Origin of the sequence: Streptosporangium amethystogenes, from assembly GCF_000721075.1 — a bacterium.
GTDB lineage: Bacteria > Actinomycetota > Actinomycetes > Streptosporangiales > Streptosporangiaceae > Streptosporangium > Streptosporangium amethystogenes.
In genome coordinates, this window is record NZ_JOEQ01000040.1 from 62,355 (window position 1) to 78,542 (window position 16,188).

Annotated in this window: 17 protein-coding genes and 1 pseudogene; 9 read left to right on the plus strand and 9 right to left on the minus strand. The window is 68.1% G+C overall.

Annotated elements, in window-relative coordinates; translation table 11 throughout:
- Positions 1-99 precede the first annotated feature (99 nt).
- Positions 100-756 (plus strand): DUF6879 family protein, encoded by a 657-nt coding sequence (locus tag IG98_RS0137615; RefSeq protein ID WP_051753449.1) that lies wholly within the window; start codon positions 100-102, stop codon positions 754-756.
- Between the two features lie 297 nt (positions 757-1,053).
- Here IG98_RS0137615 and IG98_RS0137620 read toward each other — a convergent pair whose 3' ends face one another.
- The 4 genes from IG98_RS0137620 to IG98_RS0137635 form a co-directional block, all read right to left on the minus strand.
- Positions 1,054-1,518: a 5-methylcytosine restriction system specificity protein McrC gene (locus IG98_RS0137620; RefSeq protein ID WP_030923803.1), complete on the minus strand. Its 465-nt coding sequence runs from the start codon at positions 1,516-1,518 to the stop codon at positions 1,054-1,056.
- Positions 1,499-2,152 carry a DUF433 domain-containing protein gene (locus IG98_RS0137625; RefSeq protein ID WP_030923804.1) on the minus strand — a complete coding sequence of 218 codons (654 nt, stop codon included), beginning with the start codon at positions 2,150-2,152 and terminating at the stop codon, positions 1,499-1,501. Before IG98_RS0137625 ends, IG98_RS0137620 begins: the two co-directional genes overlap by 20 nt.
- A 302-nt stretch (positions 2,153-2,454) precedes the next feature.
- A complete protein-coding gene (locus IG98_RS0137630) occupies positions 2,455-2,760 on the minus strand; it encodes a DUF397 domain-containing protein (protein WP_030923806.1) in 306 nt (101 codons plus the stop codon).
- A gap of 12 nt (positions 2,761-2,772) precedes the next feature.
- Positions 2,773-3,636, minus strand: coding sequence for a helix-turn-helix domain-containing protein (locus tag IG98_RS0137635; RefSeq protein WP_030923808.1), 864 nt, complete (start codon positions 3,634-3,636; stop codon positions 2,773-2,775).
- Positions 3,637-3,828: 192 nt separating this feature from the next.
- On the opposite strand from IG98_RS0137635, the gene IG98_RS0137640 reads away from it, so the two are divergent.
- From IG98_RS0137640 to IG98_RS0137650, 3 genes are all read left to right on the plus strand, one after another.
- A complete protein-coding gene (locus tag IG98_RS0137640; protein ID WP_157594746.1) occupies positions 3,829-4,122 on the plus strand; it encodes a hypothetical protein in 294 nt (97 codons plus the stop codon).
- Entirely contained in the window at positions 4,119-4,526 is a 408-nt protein-coding gene (locus IG98_RS0137645) for an ATP-binding protein (protein WP_030923814.1), read from the plus strand. Before IG98_RS0137640 ends, IG98_RS0137645 begins: the two co-directional genes overlap by 4 nt.
- A 320-nt stretch (positions 4,527-4,846) precedes the next feature.
- Positions 4,847-5,290: a hypothetical protein gene (locus IG98_RS0137650; RefSeq protein ID WP_157594747.1), complete on the plus strand. Its 444-nt coding sequence runs from the start codon at positions 4,847-4,849 to the stop codon at positions 5,288-5,290.
- Position 5,291: 1 nt separating this feature from the next.
- Here the strand turns inward: IG98_RS0137650 and IG98_RS0137655 are convergent, their stop codons facing one another.
- The 4 genes from IG98_RS0137655 to IG98_RS49540 all read right to left on the minus strand — a co-directional run bounded on the left by IG98_RS0137655 (position 5,292) and on the right by IG98_RS49540 (position 9,661).
- Positions 5,292-7,295, minus strand: coding sequence for a DUF6571 family protein (locus IG98_RS0137655; protein ID WP_157594748.1), 2,004 nt, complete (start codon positions 7,293-7,295; stop codon positions 5,292-5,294).
- 429 nt (positions 7,296-7,724) lie between these two features.
- On the minus strand, positions 7,725-8,381 hold the full coding sequence (locus tag IG98_RS0137660) for a response regulator transcription factor (protein WP_030923824.1): 657 nt from the start codon (positions 8,379-8,381) through the stop codon (positions 7,725-7,727).
- A 12-nt stretch (positions 8,382-8,393) separates the two neighbouring features.
- Positions 8,394-8,990: a sensor histidine kinase gene (locus IG98_RS49535; RefSeq protein ID WP_051753451.1), complete on the minus strand. Its 597-nt coding sequence runs from the start codon at positions 8,988-8,990 to the stop codon at positions 8,394-8,396.
- Positions 8,969-9,661 (minus strand): sensor domain-containing protein, encoded by a 693-nt coding sequence (locus IG98_RS49540; RefSeq protein WP_157594749.1) that lies wholly within the window; start codon positions 9,659-9,661, stop codon positions 8,969-8,971. The genes IG98_RS49535 and IG98_RS49540 overlap by 22 nt, the downstream gene beginning before the upstream one ends.
- 189 nt (positions 9,662-9,850) lie before the next feature.
- Between IG98_RS49540 and IG98_RS0137670 the strand changes: the two genes are divergently transcribed.
- The 4 genes and pseudogenes from IG98_RS0137670 to IG98_RS0137685 all read left to right on the plus strand — a co-directional run bounded on the left by IG98_RS0137670 (position 9,851) and on the right by IG98_RS0137685 (position 12,794).
- The gene (locus IG98_RS0137670) at positions 9,851-10,543 is read left to right on the plus strand and encodes a lyase family protein (protein ID WP_030923828.1); all 693 of its coding nucleotides are present in this window, start codon (positions 9,851-9,853) and stop codon (positions 10,541-10,543) included.
- A gap of 274 nt (positions 10,544-10,817) precedes the next feature.
- Positions 10,818-10,919 (plus strand): annotated as a pseudogene (locus IG98_RS54995) (GHMP family kinase ATP-binding protein); the annotation flags it as partial.
- A gap of 43 nt (positions 10,920-10,962) precedes the next feature.
- Entirely contained in the window at positions 10,963-11,541 is a 579-nt protein-coding gene (locus tag IG98_RS0137680) for a GntG family PLP-dependent aldolase (RefSeq protein WP_084195948.1), read from the plus strand.
- The gene (locus tag IG98_RS0137685) at positions 11,538-12,794 is read left to right on the plus strand and encodes an MFS transporter (RefSeq protein ID WP_051753453.1); all 1,257 of its coding nucleotides are present in this window, start codon (positions 11,538-11,540) and stop codon (positions 12,792-12,794) included. The genes IG98_RS0137680 and IG98_RS0137685 overlap by 4 nt, the downstream gene beginning before the upstream one ends.
- Before the next feature lie 215 nt (positions 12,795-13,009).
- Here the strand turns inward: IG98_RS0137685 and IG98_RS53875 are convergent, their stop codons facing one another.
- Positions 13,010-14,140, minus strand: a complete 1,131-nt coding sequence (locus IG98_RS53875) for a ricin-type beta-trefoil lectin domain protein (protein ID WP_030923846.1) — start codon at positions 14,138-14,140, stop codon at positions 13,010-13,012.
- 963 nt (positions 14,141-15,103) lie between these two features.
- Here IG98_RS53875 and IG98_RS0137695 point away from each other — a divergent pair.
- A partial coding sequence (locus IG98_RS0137695) for an extracellular catalytic domain type 1 short-chain-length polyhydroxyalkanoate depolymerase (RefSeq protein ID WP_030923849.1) occupies positions 15,104-16,188 on the plus strand: 1,085 nt, incomplete at its 3' end.

Genomic DNA, 16,188 nt, shown 5'->3' on the forward strand with positions numbered 1-16,188 from the left:
CCAATACCGGTAACCGTCGTGGGCTACCGCACTGAAAGACGAGACATCGAGATGGCGCTTGAGCGCGATGCGACCGAGCGTCGTCAGGCACCAGCGGCCGTGCGCCTTCGTGACCCAGCCGGATTTGACCAGTTCGCCGCTCTTCCACTGGAGGACGAGGTCCCCGGTGCCCCGGCGGAGCAGCTCAGCGCCGATCAGTATCTTTCGGACTTCTGGCCGTACTTCCAGAAGCTCGAAGGGGCGTTCTGGAAGCTCGAATGCCGCCAGTCGTTCAGCGAGCCGAAGAACCCGAGCTGGCGGGCGCTCGCGCGGGGAGACTGGGCCGAGGCACTGCGCATCATCGACGAGACCGCCGACGAGATCCAGGCCCCAGTGCTGCAGGCCCCCGGCTTCCCGATGCACCGGGTCCGTATCGTGCGGCGCCCCTACACGCCCTACCTGCGCTGGGAGCTGTACTTCATCCGGCTCAGAGCACAGGCCGGAGAACGCATCCGAGTCCTGGACGCCACCGCACTGGGCAACCGCCTCCTGCCCGAGCTGGTCATCCTGGGCTCCGCGGTCATGTACGAGGTCCGCTACGACGACACCGGCACCCTCAGCGGCGCCCGCAAGATCCGGGACCCCGGATTGATCACCTCCTGCCGTCACGAGGTCGAAGACCTCTACTCCCACGCCGAGGACCTGCTGACCTTCCTGGACAACGACCAGGCCGCACTTCCTCCCCCGTCACCGACCGCCGACCGAGAGCTCCGGTAGTGCGGAGCAGCGGACCAGGAACGCTCCGGCATACCGCGAGGGACTACTTCTGCTGGGCCTGGGACTGCTGGTCGCGCTCGCCCCTGTGCTGAGACGCCTGCTGAGACGTCCGCACCCGGGTCACGAACCGGCCCTTTGACCGCAAGGTCGAGGCATTCTCGGCTGATGAGACGGCCGCAGCCCAACCCGATGACGATGCGCTCGGCGGATCCGTACGCCTCCGCGCCGTGTGCCCTCTCCGTTTTCGGCCACGCGAGGGTCTGCGCCATCCGCACGCCATCACCCGAGCGGTACGGGTTACCGGCCCTCGTCATTCCGCAGGATCGATTCGGCGACCCGCTCGACAGCGGAGAGCAGCCGCGCCGGTGGCAGAGTCAGATCGATCGCATGCTGCGTGATCTCAATCCCCGCGCCGTGCACCACGTGCCGGTACGGCTCGGCGCTCCCCTCGGCGTACACCAGATGACCACGATCGAGGCCGAGCGCCGTGCAGTACGCCAGCATCTGGTAGAGATCCGCGCCATGGCCGTCAGGTCCTGTTGAGATCTTGTACTTGCTGTCCACCACCGCGGCGGGAACCTCCTTCCCCCCGGAGCCGAGGACATAGCGCACCAGGTCGGGCTTGAGCAGCACCCGCCGCCCATGGTCCAGGTGGTGGCGACGGTCCTGCAGTTCACTGCGGCCGCCGTGCGGGCGGAACGCCTCGGCCAAGGCCGAGGGGTGGAGCGGCCGGGACACGTTCTCATCCAGCAGCAGCCTCACGTGGTTCCTTGGGGGGATCGTAGCTGTTGACGTAGTCGGCGAAGTCGGCGGCATCCAGGGCCGCCGTAGGGGTGACGCTCGGGTAGTACTCGGAGATCCGCTCCGGGGGGAGCCCGTCTCGAAGGAGGGCGGCGACCTCGTCATAGGGGACGCGGGTGCCCTCGATCACCGGCACTCCGCCGCGAACCGCCGGATTCACCGTCACATGCGCGCGGGGCCTTAGCAGCGGCGGGATGTGCCTGCCGTCGCGGTAGAACGGCTGCAGGACATCGACCATCTCGTGGATGACCACGTTGGCCTTTCTGCGTACCAGGTCGACCGCCTGATCGGGCTCGGCCAGGTAGATGCTGCTGCCGTCAGTGACCAAGGTGTACGAGGAGAGGTGGTCGTGTTCTTTCAGGTCGTCGCGAAGCGTGTCGAGCGCCCGCCTGATCTTCTGTAGTGAGGCGTCGTTGCGCAGCTTGACGCAGGTTCGCAACGCCACCACATCACGGAAGGAGTAGAGAACGGGCCGGGTGCTGGAGATCTCCGGGATCAGCACCGCGCCACGGTTGACGCCGGTCTTACGCCAGTGGGCGAGCTGGCGGAGCGTGGCGCCCGACAGCGCCGCCGCCAGTTTCGGGTCGAACGCCATCACCGCACCCCCTCCCCCACTCCATGATCCGAGCCTCTGCTCGGACATCATCGCAAATCTCGCCGAGCAGGTCAGGCACTATGCGGCTTCGCCCTCACCGCTTCGGAAACTCCCTGCGGAACACAGATGTCATCCTGAGGACACCGGCGCTCACCGAAGCCTGCCAGTCGATAACGCACCGTCCCGGAAGCTGCCACAGGCATGGTGCCGCTCCCTCTCAGGAACGGCACTCTTCATAGCGTGCAGCCGACAGTGCTTCGACGGTTCAAGCCACAACCGTGGCCGGCGCTGCGGACAGACCGTCAGACGGCCAGATCCGCGAGGGAGCCGCGCTTGATGCCGGCGATGAAGGTGTCCCACTCGCCAGGAGTGAAGGCCAGCACCGGCCCCTCGGGGTTCTTGGAGTCACGGACCAGGACGAGCCGCTCAGCGTCCAGCCTGGGCTCGGCTTCGGCCTGGGGGCTGTCAGCAAGGGCGACTTCCACACAGTTTTGGCCGTTGCCGCTGAGGAAGCTCTTCTGCCAGACGCCGACCTCGACGCAGTCTTGGCCGTTCCCGCTGCGTGAACTCTTCCGCCACGTCACCTGGGACAGGTCCAATACGGACATTTCACTCCCCTCTTAGAGAGATCGGCTGAACTGAGCAACCGCCTCTGTGATGAGGCGGCGGGAGTCGTCCGGATCCAGCGCTTTGGCCCGGAGGTGGTCGAATATCAGGGTATAGCGGTAAACATCCGTTTCCCGCTCTATGTAGAGACTTCCCGTGAAGTTCTCCATGAACACCACGTCCGGGTCGGCAGGTTCGGGAAACTCCATAATTTGAAATGCGCCATTCGTTCCTGGGTGGACTCCAGCAGCGAAGGGCAGGACCTGAACAGTGACGTTGGGCAGGTCAGCCACCTCAAGAAGCTTTTCAAGTTGGGAGCGCATCGCGACAGGACCATCGACAGGTCGACGGATGAGGGCCTCATCGAGGACGGTCCACAGACGCAAGGGCTCTTCCTGGACAAGGAGCTTCTGCCGAGCCATCCGGACCTCCACACGACGCTCGATCTCCCCCGGAGACGAGTTGAACAGAGCAGAGCGAATGACAGCTCGGGCGTAGTCCTCGATCTGGAGGATGCCGGGAACGACCGTCGGCGCGAAACTTCGCATCGAAACCGCTTCGGCCTCGAGCCCGATATAGGTGGTGTACTCCGTAGGCAGATCTCCATAGGCCTGCCACCACCCCTTCTTTCGAGCATCCTTCGCCAGCTCGATCAGCTCACCCTGCTTGGCGGGGTCGAGCCCATAGAGATCGAGAAGACATCCGGTGTCCTTGGGCGTAACCCTGACTCGGGCCGTTTCGATCCGGGAGATCTTCGTGGCCGACCAGCTGAGCTGCTCGCCGACCTCTTCCATCGTCAACTGAGCCCGCTCACGCAGACGGCGAAGCTCGGAGGCCAGACGACGCCTGCGCACGGTGGGACTTGCAGTTTGCCTCACGCTTACCTCCTCGAGTGGAGCCAACAGTAGTGGAACCATCACAGTGAGTGCCGAAGATTACTGCAAGGCAATTTGCCAATCCCGATGCAGAGACTGTCGCCACCCTTCATGCTCTGAGTGCACAGTCAGTGACTCTTAGTCACATAGGGATGTCAGGTGTGGTTCCGGGTCAACGAAGGGGCAGGTGGTGACATGAAGGTTCGCGATCTTCGAAGGTGGGGTGGTGAGTTGCTGGAGTTGGCCTGGGAGTTGAACGATCTCGGGTTCGACTCCGTGGTCAGGCTCTCGCCCGACCGGCGACCGAGTGTGGAGATCTTCGTACCGCCGGGACGGTCGAGGGTTGCCACCGCACAGCGGGGCCGCACCTCGGTCTTCACCTGGGAGCGGACCTCCACCCACGCGAACCGCGACGGGTTCGACCACGACTGGCAAGGCCGGAGCAGGATGCGGATGGCCGCGGAGCGACTCCTGGAGGTGGCGCGATGAGGACGCCGGAGCCGCTGGGACGGGCCGACCTTCCCGCCGAGGTGGAGTCCGTCCTCCTGGCCCGCCGCTACGTCCGCGACCTACTCGACCGCATCGACCACAAGCAGACCGACGACGCACTCCTGCTGGTCAGCGAACTCTTCACCAATGCGGTACGCCACTCCGACTCCGGCCGCCACCCCGACGGCCGGGTCTCCGTCGCCGTCGCCAGCCATAATGGAACGCTCCACATCGACGTCATCGACGCCGGATCAACCGGCCAGGCACCCCGCATCTGCCCCGACGTCGACCCCGACAGCGGCGGCGGACGCGGCCTCTGGCTGGTCCAGGAACTCTCCACCGCCTGGGGCTGGTACGAGACCCCGACCGGCCGGGTGGTCTGGTTCCAGCTCGCCGAGACCTGACCGCTGCGAATGTCGGACCTCCCGGTTCATCGTGACCCGAAACCAACACAGGCAGGCGACCACGACGTCCCAGATGCTCTCGGCGGCGAGCGAGACACCTGGAAGGACGACCAGAAATCCTCTCCCCTCGCCCGGCACCCACTTGCTCCAGCGGTCGCTGGGGCGCCTTGATCCCCACCGAAGTCCGTTCCCCGCGCACTGGATTCCGCTCCAGCCAGGAGCCGTCCCGGCGAGCATCCCTCTACTCAGGTAGAAGCGCCGGGCCGATCCGTTGGACATTATGAGACCAGCAGGAAATCGATCAGCCCTTGGAGGACTTCATGGCACGTCTCGTACGGCAGGGCGTCATGATTTGCGCGGTGGCGTTATTGGCGATTTCCGGTTGCGCCGAAAAAGAGCCCACCGCCGCCGAAGCCGGCGAGACCCTGAAGCTCCACATCACCGAGCTGATGAAAAAGAGTCATGCTCTGGACGTGAAGATCACCGATCCGGGCGGACGGGACATTCCCTGCGGCGAGGGCAGAGCGAAACAGACCTTCGCGGCTACCGGCGAGGATCCCGCGACAGAGATCGACGGGGATGGGCTCAACACGCTCCTGGTGGGGGCGCTCTCCTCGGTCGCCCCTTACCGGATCGTCGAAGATCCCGGCAACGCTCCCATCCGACTCACCAACAAGGAATTCGGCACGGTGATCCACCTGGAGTCACCGGGTAGCGGACAGTTCAAAGTTCGAGGCGAGACCGAGTGTCTTTCAGTCTCATAACTCAACTGTCAAACGCGATGGCGCGCTCCCTTCCTCGCCCGTTCCCACCCTCGAACCAGTTCGTCATCCTGTCGGACAGCCTTCCCACCGAGAGTTTGTCATCACTGCCCATGCCGTTGGCGTCGGCCCACTTCTCGAAGGCCACCAGCCCCTTGTCACCCTGTTTGAGCAGCTCGGGGAACGGCCTGAGATTGCCCTCGTCGTCGGCGATGGCAACGCCCGGCGGACAGGTCGCCTGATATTCGGCGGGTGTCACCTCCGGCGCAAAACCGTTGGCGAGGAGCGTCTGCGCGAGAGCGTGCTGGCGGCCGAGGGTCGCGTTCCCATCGGCCTTGTTGAGCTTGTCCACCCGCTTCTGGTCCTCCGGCAGGAAAGCGTCCTTGCCGGAGAAACCCGTGCCCAGTGCCAGCCAGATCAGCTGACCGGTCATGCCCGGCACGCCGAGACCGGTCACCCCCAGCGTCGAGCCGATGACAAAGCTCTGAAGCTTCTGGGCCTGCGCGTCGGCCACATCCATGGTGCCCCGGACCTTCTCGGCTGCGGCCATCTCGAAGCCCCGCACATTGCCCAGAGCGTTGAGTGCCTGCTCCAGCGGCTCAACGTTCCCGCCCTGCTTGACCGTCGCCAGGGTGTCGTCGATCAGGCGCTGGGAGAACCGTCCCATCGCCTCCTGGAACGGGGTGAGGTTCTCGTCCGTGTCGGCGAAGGTCTTGAAGAACCGGTAGGTGTCCTTCGGGCTCAGGGTGAACGCCGACGTCAAGCCCAGCGCCGAGGTCGTCGGTTTCAGTGTGCTGGCCTCGGTCATGTTGCCGTCGCCGAGGGTGGCACCTTCGGTGATCTCCGTGGTGTAGGCGCCGGCGATCTCCGCCATGTGCACCCGCGTCTTCTCCCCCAGCTTGACGTCCCCCATCGTCGTCATCACCGCGAACGCGAACGCCGCCGCCTCCTTGCTGTGCTCACCGTCCCGCTCGTCATAGGCGCCGGAAGCCGCGGCGAGCATGCGCCCGAAGGCGTCACTCCTGCTGTCGTGGCTCATATAAAGGCCACCGGCGTGCTCGTTGAGCTTCTTCAGGTACTCCTTCAGCTTCTGCTGGTTCTTCGTGTACGGCCCGGTCACCTTCTCGACCGCCAGCCGTGCGGCTGACGGGTTGTTCCCCAGCGCGTACATCAGCCCGGTGGAGACCTTGCGCGGGTTCGCCATCCCCCAGGCCGACGCCACCCCCGCCAGCCACTCGGCGGGGAACTCCCCCGCCGACAGCAGGAGTTCGGCGCCGAGCCGATCCGCCGGGTCCGGGCTCTGCACCGCGGCCTTGATCTTCGCGAACCCCGGGACCTGCGACCCTCCGGTGACCGCGCTGCCGAAGGCCTGACTCAGCGTGCGGGTGAGCGGATCGTCGGGGTCGGGCGGAGCGGCGGTCGCCCGAAGGTTCGCCGTGTGCAGGTTCTCCCGGAACAGCGTGGGGAGCTTCAAAGCTCCCTCCGTTCCGAGGGCGGCGAAGAAGGCCGCGGTGAAGTCGGCATCGTTCTTGTTGCCGTCCAACTCCCTGAGGACCTTGGCATAGTCGTCGGAGTCGGCGTGATGGGTCCAGAAGCCGACAGGGCCGATGTCCATCAACCGCGCGGCCAGCTCCGTGCCCTGCCTGCGCGACTCCCCAGGGGGGCGATAGGCACTCTCGTCGAAGGCGATCAGCGGGGATCCCCTCCCCCACGAGGGCAACGCATTGGTCGCTCGGGCGATCTCCACGCGCCGTCTCAGCCCTGGCAACTCGTCATCGATCCAGCCCGAGATCTGCCTGATCGGCTGCAGTCCCGACATCGACACCTCGGCCCTCACCAGCAACTGGCGGATCCGCTCAGACTGTTCGTCGATCACGTCACGGCCGCGTTCCAGCGTGGAGACGAAATCCTGCATCAGGTCCGGATCGAGCCCGGCGAAGTCCGGCGACAGCGGCCCTGCTCCCGGTGGTGTGGGCTCCATGATCCCCCTGATCACATTCCCGATCATCTCACCATAGACAAATATAACCTTATACAACACGCGGCAATTAGTAATTACCGACATCAAGGAACAATTCTCTCGATCGGGCTTCGACGCAACCAGGAAGGCCGTACGCACAGCTCCTTCCCTCTCTCGCCAACGTCGGCCGCCGCCCTCGGGCTGCCGGATGTCGCTCCAGCTCGGGTTCCATGTCGAAAAGAACCCAAGACCGAAGAGGCTCCACCAAAATCACAATCGCCCCTCGCGAGCCCGGGATATATTCCAGGAGCCGCGAAAGCGAGCACAGACTTACCCGGGGCCTCATGCCCCCGAGAGCACGATCTACGGACCGCGTCCTCGCCATTTCCCCGGGCGGTCGGCATAGGTAGGGTCTGGCCGGACCTGGTCGGGCTACCGAGGCAACACCATGCTGACGGCTTCGGGGATCGCCAAGCGTCAGAACTCCAGGTAGCGCAGCACGGCGAGTACCCGGCGGTGGTCGCTCTGCGACGGCGGCAGCCCGAGCTTGCTGAAGATGTGCGTGACGTGCTTCTCCACCGACCCGTACGACAGGAACAGCGCCTCGGCGATCGCGCCGTTGGACCGGCCGTCGGCCATCATGACGAGCACCTCGCGCTCCCTGGAGGTGAGGGTGTCGAGGGCGTCGGCGCGCCTGCCGGTCGCCATCATCCGGGTGACCACCTCCGGGTCCAGCACGGTCTCGCCCGCCGCGACCCTCAGCAGCGCGGCCAGGAAGTCACGGACGTCGGCGACCCGCTCCTTCAACAGGTATCCCACCCCTCGCGAGTCCTCGGCCAGCAGCAGGGTCGCGTAGCGCGTCTCCACGTACTGGGAGAAGACCAGCACGCCGAGGCCGGGGTGGTCGCGGCGGATGTCGATCGCGGCGCGCAGGCCCTCGTCGGTGTGGGTCGGCGGCATCCGCACGTCGACGACGGCGACGTCCGGCCGGTGCTCGTCCACCGCGGCGCGCAGCGCGTCACCGTCGCCCACGGCCGCGGCGACGTCGTGTCCCCGCGTGGTGAGCAACAGGGTGAGCAACAGGGTGAGCCCGGCTCTGAGCACCGCGGAGTCCTCGGCGACAACGACGCGCATACGACCTTCCGTTCAGGTGAGGAGCGGCACTTCCACGGTGACCACCGTAGGTCCTCCGGAGGGGCTGTCGATCTCCAGGCGGCCGTCCACGACCCCCACTCTGGCCACCAGCCCCGGCAGCCCCGTCCCCGCGCCCATCGAGGCGCCGCCCGTCCCGTCGTCGCCGACGTGCAGCCGCAGCAGGTCACCGTGGTCGCGTACCTCGACGATCGCCCGGTGTGCGCCGCTGTGCCTGACCACGTTGGCGAGCAGCTCCGCGACGCAGAAGTAGACGATCGCCTCCACCGCGGCGGGGGGACGGCGAGGCAGGTCGACGGGCAGCGTGAAGCGCGTGACGAGCGTGCCGAGCGCGACCTCCAGCCCCTGGTCCAGGACGGGCGGGTAGATGCCGTGGATCAGCAGGCGTAGCTCGGCCAGGACCTCCTTGACGTCGCGGTGGGCGAGGTCGAGCAGGTCACGTGCCTGCTGGAACCCGCCGTCCCGCGAGGATGCCGCGAGCTCCTCCCTGGCCATGCCCAGGACCATCGCCAGCGCCACCAGCCGGGCCTGCGGCCCGTCGTGCAGATCCCGCTCGATCCGGCGCAGGGTCACCGTGGAGTCCTCGGCCATACGGGCCCGGGCGCCTCCAGGTGGTCGATCCTGGCCGAGGTCTTCGTCGGGCCGAGCAGGGTACGCGCCAGCAGCTGTTCGGGGAGCAGCGCGGCCCGCAACGCCCAGGGGGCGAGCGCGAGCAGCACCAGGCCCGCCACGAGCCGCAGCAGGACATGCGGGTGCTCGACGCTGAGGGGTCCCAGGTCCTGGAAGGTGAGCAGGAGCAGGCCGCCGCCCCAGAATCCGGCGGCGGTTCCGAGGGCGAGCAGCGCGGTCAGCGGCTTGACCAGCAGATAGGCGGTCGCCCGCCAGCCCTCGTTGTCGCCGAGCGCCGAGGCGCACCAGCCGAGCAGGCCCGGACGCGGTCTGAAGGGGGCCGGGGCGGGCGTCCGGACGCCCAGCAGCCTGCGGGCCAGGCCGAGGTTGAGCGCTCCCAGGGCTCGGGATCCCCTGACTCCGGCGGCCAGCATCGGCAGCCCGACGAGTGCCGTCGACCATGACGCGCTCAACAGCATGACCAGGAGGTGGAGCAGGCCGACGACGGCCACCGGTACTCCGGCCAGCGCGTGGACCAGCTCGCGCCCGGCCCGCCCCGGCGTCATCGGTAACGGGGCCGCGTCCGGATCCGCCGGGGACGACAGCCGACCGGCCGGGACCGGGGACGGGTGGCCGGAGGGAGAACAGCTCATTCCTGCAGCCTGCCGCACCCCGGTGCCGCCGGACACCCGGCGGACCCGTGGGGGAAATCCCGAAGTTTCCCGGTGGCCGTCCCGGTGGCCTCCCGGGAACGGCTCCGCGACGGTGGAGGGGTGCCGGGGTCACCGAACCGGCCGCGAACCGTACGGCGAGGCGATCGCCGTCGGATGGAGGAGGTACGGATGCGCATGAGGATCGGATCGTTGCTTGCGGGACTGGTCTCCGCGTCGGCACTGCTCGTACCGGTGGGGGCCTCCCCCGCGGCGGCGGGCACGGCGTGGGCGCCCTCGGCACAGACCTCCCGGCTGGAGTGGCAGGCGTGCGTCGGTGAGAACCTGCCGGATGGAATCCGGTGCTCCGCCGTCACCGTGCCGGTGGGCCACACGATGCTGGCGCTGTTCGAACGGGTGGTCACGGACGTGCGGTTCCACCCGGAGCCGGCCCGCCGGGTGGTGCGGGACGAGCTGATGGCCGCCTCGACCGTCGCCAACCACCTCACCCTGGAGCACCGCGTGCCGGCCAGGGACGCGCAGGTGCTCGTCGGCGCGTGGATCTCGGCCGCCCTGGAGCGGCTCGGCCCCTCAGGCACCCTCACCCCCGGCCTGCTCACGGCACCGGACCTGGTCGCCGCGGGCGAACGACTCGGCTTCACCCTGGCCCTTACCGAGGACGAGGTGCGCGGGCTGCTGGATCCGGAGGCGGGCGTGTGGCGCAAGCAGACCACCGGTTCGACCCGCCCCGAGCAGGTCCGTCTCCTCCTGGAACAGGTCGGCGACCGGCTGGCCGCCGTCGACCGGGGAGCCGCCGAGCGGTCCCGATGGCTGCGAGAGGCCTGGGAGCACACCACCGGTACGAAGGCGGGCGAGCTGACATGACCATCCAGATGCCGACCTGGGAGAGCGACGGCCGCAGCGGCGGGGTCGGCCGGGGGCGCGCGCCCCTGGCACCTTCGGCGAACTGCTGCAGGGGATCCTGGGGTCCGGTACGGACTTCCTGGTGACCTTCCCCGTCGACCTGTACGTGGAGGCCGCCTTCGAACCCGACCCCCAGCTGGACCAGGTGATCGTCTCACCGCCGCACAAGAGCAAGGCGCGGCGCCTGGCCACCGGGATCATGTCCCACTACGGGGTGCACACCGGCGGCTGGCTGATGCTCAACAGCGCGCTCCCCGAGGGCAAGGGCATGGCCAGCTCCACCGCCGACCTGGTCGCCACCGCGCGCGCGGTGGACTCGGCCTTCCGCCTCAAGCTCCCCAACCGGCTGCTGAAACAGATGATGGCCGAGATCGAGCCGTGTGGCCCAGCTGACCCGCTCGCACGGCGTGGCGCTGCACCTGGACGGGGCGCGCATCTTCAACGCCTCGGTCGCGCTGGGCATCACCCCCGCGGAGATCGCCTTCTACGCCGACACCGTACAGATCTGCCTGTCCAAGGGCCTGTGCGCGCCGATCGGATCGGTGCTGGTGGGCGACCGGGCGATCATCGCCCAGGCCAGGCGGATGCGGAAGATGCTCGGCGGCGGCATGCGGCAGGCCGGCATGATCGCGGCCTGCGGCATCATCGCCCTCACCGAGATGACCGGCAGGCTGGCCGAGGACCACGAGAAGGCCGCCCGCCTCGCCCGCGGACCGGCACGGCTGCCCGGCGTACGGCTGAACCCAGGCCCGCCGATCACGAACATGGTGTTCTTCCGGGTCCGCGACGAGCGCTACACCACCCGGTCGTTCATCGCGGCCGCCCGGCGCAGAGGCGTCCAGGTGGAGGAGCTGGGGCACGGGCGGATCCGGGCGGTGACCCACGCTGGGGTCAGCGCGGACGCCGTCGACCGGGCGATCGGAGTCTTCGCCGAACTGCTCGCCCCCACCGGCCGATGAGTCAGCACACGAAAGAGACCGTGGGCCGTCCGGGACTGGGGCGCTCGTTTCATCACCTGTGGGCGGCGTCCGGCCTGTCGAACCTGGCCGACGGCGTCCTGCTCGTCGGCGTCCCGCTGCTCGCGGTCTCCCTCACCCACTCACCGGCGCAGGTGGCGCTGGTCAGCGCCGCGACGACGCTGCCGTGGCTGCTACTGGCCCTGCACGCGGGCGCGATCGCCGACCGCCTGGACCGGCGCCGGATCATGGTGCTGGCGGGCTGGTCCCGCGCCGCCGTACTGGCCGCGACGGCCGCCGCCGCCTGGCTGGACCTGCTGAGCCTGCCGGTGCTGGTGGCGGCGGTGCTGCTGGCCGGCGCCGAGGTGTTCGCCGACACCTCGGCCCAGTCGGCGCTGCCGATGACCGTGACCGGCGACCGGCTGGGCGCGGCCAACGGGCGGCTCGTCGCCACCCAGACCCTCGGCAACCACTTTCTCGGCGCCCCGCTCGCGGGCCTGCTGGTCGGCGCCGCCACCGCCGCCGTGTTCGGCACGGCCGCCCTGCTGTACGCGGCCGGCGCGCTGCTGCTGCTCGGCCTGCGCGGCCGGTTCCGCCCGGAGGCCGCCCCCGCCCAGGCGCTGCGCGCCGACATCGCCGACGGCCTGCGCCACCTGTGGGGACACCGCGCCCTGCGCGCCCTGGCCGCCTACTCCGGCGTGCTCAACCTCGCCTACGGCGCCTACTTCGCGGTCTTCGTGCTCTGGGTAGTTGGCGACGGCTCCCGGGTGGGACTCACCGGTGGCCAGTACGGCCTCCTGGCGGCGACCCTGGCCGCCGGAGCCGTGGCCGGTTCGGTGCTCTCCGGCTCGCTCACCCGCCTGACCGGTGAGAACGGCGCCCTGGTGGGCGTCACCCTGCTCAACGCTCTGCTGCTGGTGGTGCCCGTCCTCCTGCCCTCTCCCCTGGCGGTCTTCCCCGCCGCCGCGGGCATCGGCGCGGCCAACGCCGTCACCAACGTCGTCTCCGTCTCGCTGCGCCAGCGGCTCATCCCCGAGGGGCTGCTCGGCCGGGTGAACGCCACCTGCCGCCTGATCGGCATGGGCGCCATGCCCCTGGGCGCCGCCACCGCCGGCCTGCTCGCCACCCTGGCCGGCCTGCCCGCCGTCTTCTGGTCCGCCTGCGTGCTCTCCCTGCTCGCCGCGGCTCTCATCCTGCGTGACGGGCAGGCCAGAGGCCCGGCACGAGGCCACCGCGGGGCCGAGAGCCACGAATGAGGCGGCGGTCCGACACCACGGTCGGCGGTCAGGAGCCCCTGATCCAGAAGTCGAACTCACCTTCGACGGTATGAGCGCCTCTGTGGCCGAGAGCGACGCCGGGCCGCTCTCGTAACCGCGCTGACCGGTGCTCCCGTTGTGGGGCGGGAGCAGCCGGAGCGGGTCAGCGGGATGGGTGGTTCTGGATGAACAGGCCCATGCGCCAGGGAGGCGGATCAGACGCGGGTCCAGCGCTGGTTGGGGGCGCCGCTGCAGGACCAGATCTGGAGTTTGACACCGTTGGCGGTGGAGTAGTTGGGTGCGTCCAGGCACTTGTTCGCGCCGAGCGCGGTGATGGTGCCGTCGGAGTTGAACCTCCACTTCTGGTTGGTCTGCCCGTTGCAGTCCCAGATCTGCACCTGCACGCCGTCGGCGGTGCCCATGTTGGACACGTCCAGGCACTTGTTGCCGTACACCCGCAGCTCACCCGCGTCGGTCTGCGTCCAGCGCTGGTTGACCTGCCCGTTGCAGTCCCAGATCTGCACCGGGGCGCCGTTGGCCTGCGAGACGTTGGCGACGTCCAGGCATCTGCCGGAACCCACGCCGCGGATCGCGCTCGCCGGCGCGGACGAGGGCGTCGGGCCGGGGCCGCCGGGCTGGCCGATGCTGCCGGAGACCGACTGGAGTGCCGCGTACCAGGCGGCGGCCATCTTGTCGTAGCCGCCGGCGGTGGGGTGGATGCCGTCGATCAGGTCGGACGTGGTCAGCTTGCTGTGCATGTCGACCAGATGGACGCGCTTGCCGCTGTTCACCTTGTTCTGCACGATGCCGGGGATGGCCGCGTTGAAGGTGCGGGCGGCGGCCTCCTGGCTCGCCGACGACAGCGGGATGATGGTGGCGACGAACACGTCCGCGTCCGGCACGGTCGCGGTTATGCGGTCGATCAGGGTGGACAGCCGCTGGGGCGCGCCGGCCACGTTGTAGTTCTGCAGTATGTCGTTGGTGCCGATGTGCAGCAGCACCGTGCGCGGATTGTAGGTCCGCGCCCAGCCGGCGATGTTCGCGTCGATCTGGTCGATGCGCCAGCCGGGGTGCCCCTGGTGGTCGTGGTCACCCAGAGAGCTCGGCCCGTTGAACTGCGACCCGACGAAATCCACCGTGTACCGGCCGGAGGCCAGTCGCTGCCACAGGCCGATGCGGTATCCGCCCGGCACCTGCGTGCCCTCGGTGATCGAGTCGCCCAGCGGCATGACCCGCACGCCGCCGTTGGACTCCGCGCCGGCGACGCTCGTCCGCGTCACCGCGCCCAGCGCGACCATGATCACAGCCAGAAACGCCGCGGTGAACCACCGTCTCCACCTACGCATGCTCAACCTCTTTCCTGAAGCCGGGGGCGGTTACTGCTGACAGCTCGGATAGCGCTAACAATCTGTATTCGGAGCACTTGCCAACGAATGTCGTGTGGCGGCGAGAGTGGCGGCTTGGGCACATCGCGGGTGCCCGCCGGTCACAGGGTTATGAGGTCCGATGTATCAGGCTGATCTGAAGTTCTCGCCGTGCGGAGAATCCTCCCGTCAAGAGATCGTCGACCGTGGGGGTGAATCGCGGATGTGGTGTCTGTCCTGGATTCACGGTCGCCGAGCATGTCTTTTCGAGGGACAGATAGATGTGAGCGTTAACATTTTTCTGCCGATTGTGGCTTCTTCCCGCGCCGAACAATTGTGGTGGTGGAGCGGAGCAAACACGAGGCGAGGAGAGACTGTCAAGAGCCTGAAGCACGGCGAGGCAGGCAGGGGCGGGAGCCGGAGACGGCCCATCTGGTGTTTCACGGGTCGCCGCACCGAGCGGGCCGGGGCGATGTGATGAAACTTTCACGGCCAACATCTCGCCCCGGATGGCGAAACCACGACTTTCAAGGACCCGGCAGGCGTTGAAGCAGGTGTACGACGTGTGTCAAACGCTGAGACAGAACCTTCCTGAATGAGCTTGACACATTTTGTAATAGTTTCCACACTGAGTCCCCGAGACGGCCCCTATGCCAAGTCGGTGGTGCGCGGCAGGGGCCGTCGACCACGACGCCCGAGTGGTGTGTGTTCCCCGATGACGGGACGCGGCGTCGATCCCGCGGGGTGTCGTCCCCTGCGATCACCCGGATGTCCAGGTGGCTCCGACGGCTCGTGTGCCGGGTGGGACGGCGCGCAAGACGTCCACCCGGCACACGGCCAAGGACCAGCCGGCGATGAAACCCGGCCTGCTCCCCAGGCCGAACCCACCTGTTTACGCCGGGAGCGTGCGCGCTTGGACGCTCCCGGCAATCGAAAGGACACAACGTGAAACGAAGGCTCAGGGCCATACTGGCGGCCGCCGCGTTACCTCTGATGATCGCGAGCCTGCTCCTGGCGGTCCGGCCCGCCGCGGCCGCGTCACTGACCCAGGTGACCGGTTTCGGCAACAACCCGACGAACCTGAACATGTACATCTACGTGCCGGACAGGGTCGCGGCACGACCGGCGATGCTGGTCATGGTCCACTACTGCACCGGCACGGCCGGCGGGGTCTTCAACGGCGTCGGGCGTGACTACGTGACCGCGGCGGACCGGTACGGGTACATCATCGTGGTTCCCGAGGCCACCCGCGAGGGACGCTGCTTCGACGTCTCCACCCCCGCCGCACTCAGGCGCGACGGCGGCGGTGACTCCACCGGAATCATGTCCATGGCCACGTGGGCCCGGCAGCGCTACAACGTCGACCCCGCCCGCATCGTGGTCAGCGGCTTCTCCTCCGGTGCGATGATGACCAACGTGCTCGCCGCACAGTACCCGGACGTGTTCACGGCCGCCGCGGCGTTCTCCGGCGTCCCCGCCGGGTGCTTCGCCACCACCAACGGATCGCTGTGGAACAGCCAGTGCTCCGGCGGGAACCTCATCAAGTCCGCGCAGCAGTGGGGTGACCAGGCACGGGCGATGTATCCCGGATACACCGGCCGCTATCCCCGGATGCAACTGTGGCACGGCAGCACCGACACCACGCTTGCCTACCCCAACTTCGGCGAAGCGATCAAGCAGTGGACCAACCTGCACGGATTGGGCCAGACCGCGACGTTCACCGACAGCCCCCGATCGGGCGTGACCCGGACCCGGTACGGCGCCACCACGGCCCAGGCCCCCGTCGAGGCGTTCAGCTTCGCGGGCTACGGTCACTCCCTGCCGCTGGACGGCATGTTCCCCCACGCCATCACGTTCCTCGGCCTCGACAGCGGCGGGAACCCGTCCCCGTCCCCCACGCCTCCGGCCGGGAGCGCGATCAGGGGGGTCGGCTCGGGCAGGTGTCTCGATGTGACCGGCGTCTCGCAGGCCAACGGCGCCCTGGCGCAGATCTGGGACTGCAACGGACAGAACAACCAGCAGTGGACGTC

What these genes read in the sequence shown, in the direction of transcription:
- IG98_RS0137625 (WP_030923804.1), bottom strand. Translation starts at nt 2,152, where the DNA reads ATGGCGTTCGACCCGAAACTGGCGGCGGCGCTGTCGGGCGCCACGCTC.
- IG98_RS0137630 (WP_030923806.1), bottom strand. Translation starts at nt 2,760, where the DNA reads ATGTCCGTATTGGACCTGTCCCAGGTGACGTGGCGGAAGAGTTCACGC.
- IG98_RS0137640 (WP_157594746.1), top strand. Translation starts at nt 3,829, where the DNA reads ATGAAGGTTCGCGATCTTCGAAGGTGGGGTGGTGAGTTGCTGGAGTTG.
- IG98_RS0137645 (WP_030923814.1), top strand. Translation starts at nt 4,119, where the DNA reads ATGAGGACGCCGGAGCCGCTGGGACGGGCCGACCTTCCCGCCGAGGTG.
- IG98_RS0137650 (WP_157594747.1), top strand. Translation starts at nt 4,847, where the DNA reads ATGGCACGTCTCGTACGGCAGGGCGTCATGATTTGCGCGGTGGCGTTA.
- IG98_RS0137655 (WP_157594748.1), bottom strand. Translation starts at nt 7,295, where the DNA reads ATGATCGGGAATGTGATCAGGGGGATCATGGAGCCCACACCACCGGGA.
- IG98_RS0137660 (WP_030923824.1), bottom strand. Translation starts at nt 8,381, where the DNA reads ATGCGCGTCGTTGTCGCCGAGGACTCCGCGGTGCTCAGAGCCGGGCTC.
- IG98_RS49535 (WP_051753451.1), bottom strand. Translation starts at nt 8,990, where the DNA reads ATGGCCGAGGACTCCACGGTGACCCTGCGCCGGATCGAGCGGGATCTG.
- IG98_RS49540 (WP_157594749.1), bottom strand. Translation starts at nt 9,661, where the DNA reads ATGAGCTGTTCTCCCTCCGGCCACCCGTCCCCGGTCCCGGCCGGTCGG.
- IG98_RS0137670 (WP_030923828.1), top strand. Translation starts at nt 9,851, where the DNA reads ATGCGCATGAGGATCGGATCGTTGCTTGCGGGACTGGTCTCCGCGTCG.
- IG98_RS0137685 (WP_051753453.1), top strand. Translation starts at nt 11,538, where the DNA reads ATGAGTCAGCACACGAAAGAGACCGTGGGCCGTCCGGGACTGGGGCGC.
- IG98_RS53875 (WP_030923846.1), bottom strand. Translation starts at nt 14,140, where the DNA reads ATGCGTAGGTGGAGACGGTGGTTCACCGCGGCGTTTCTGGCTGTGATC.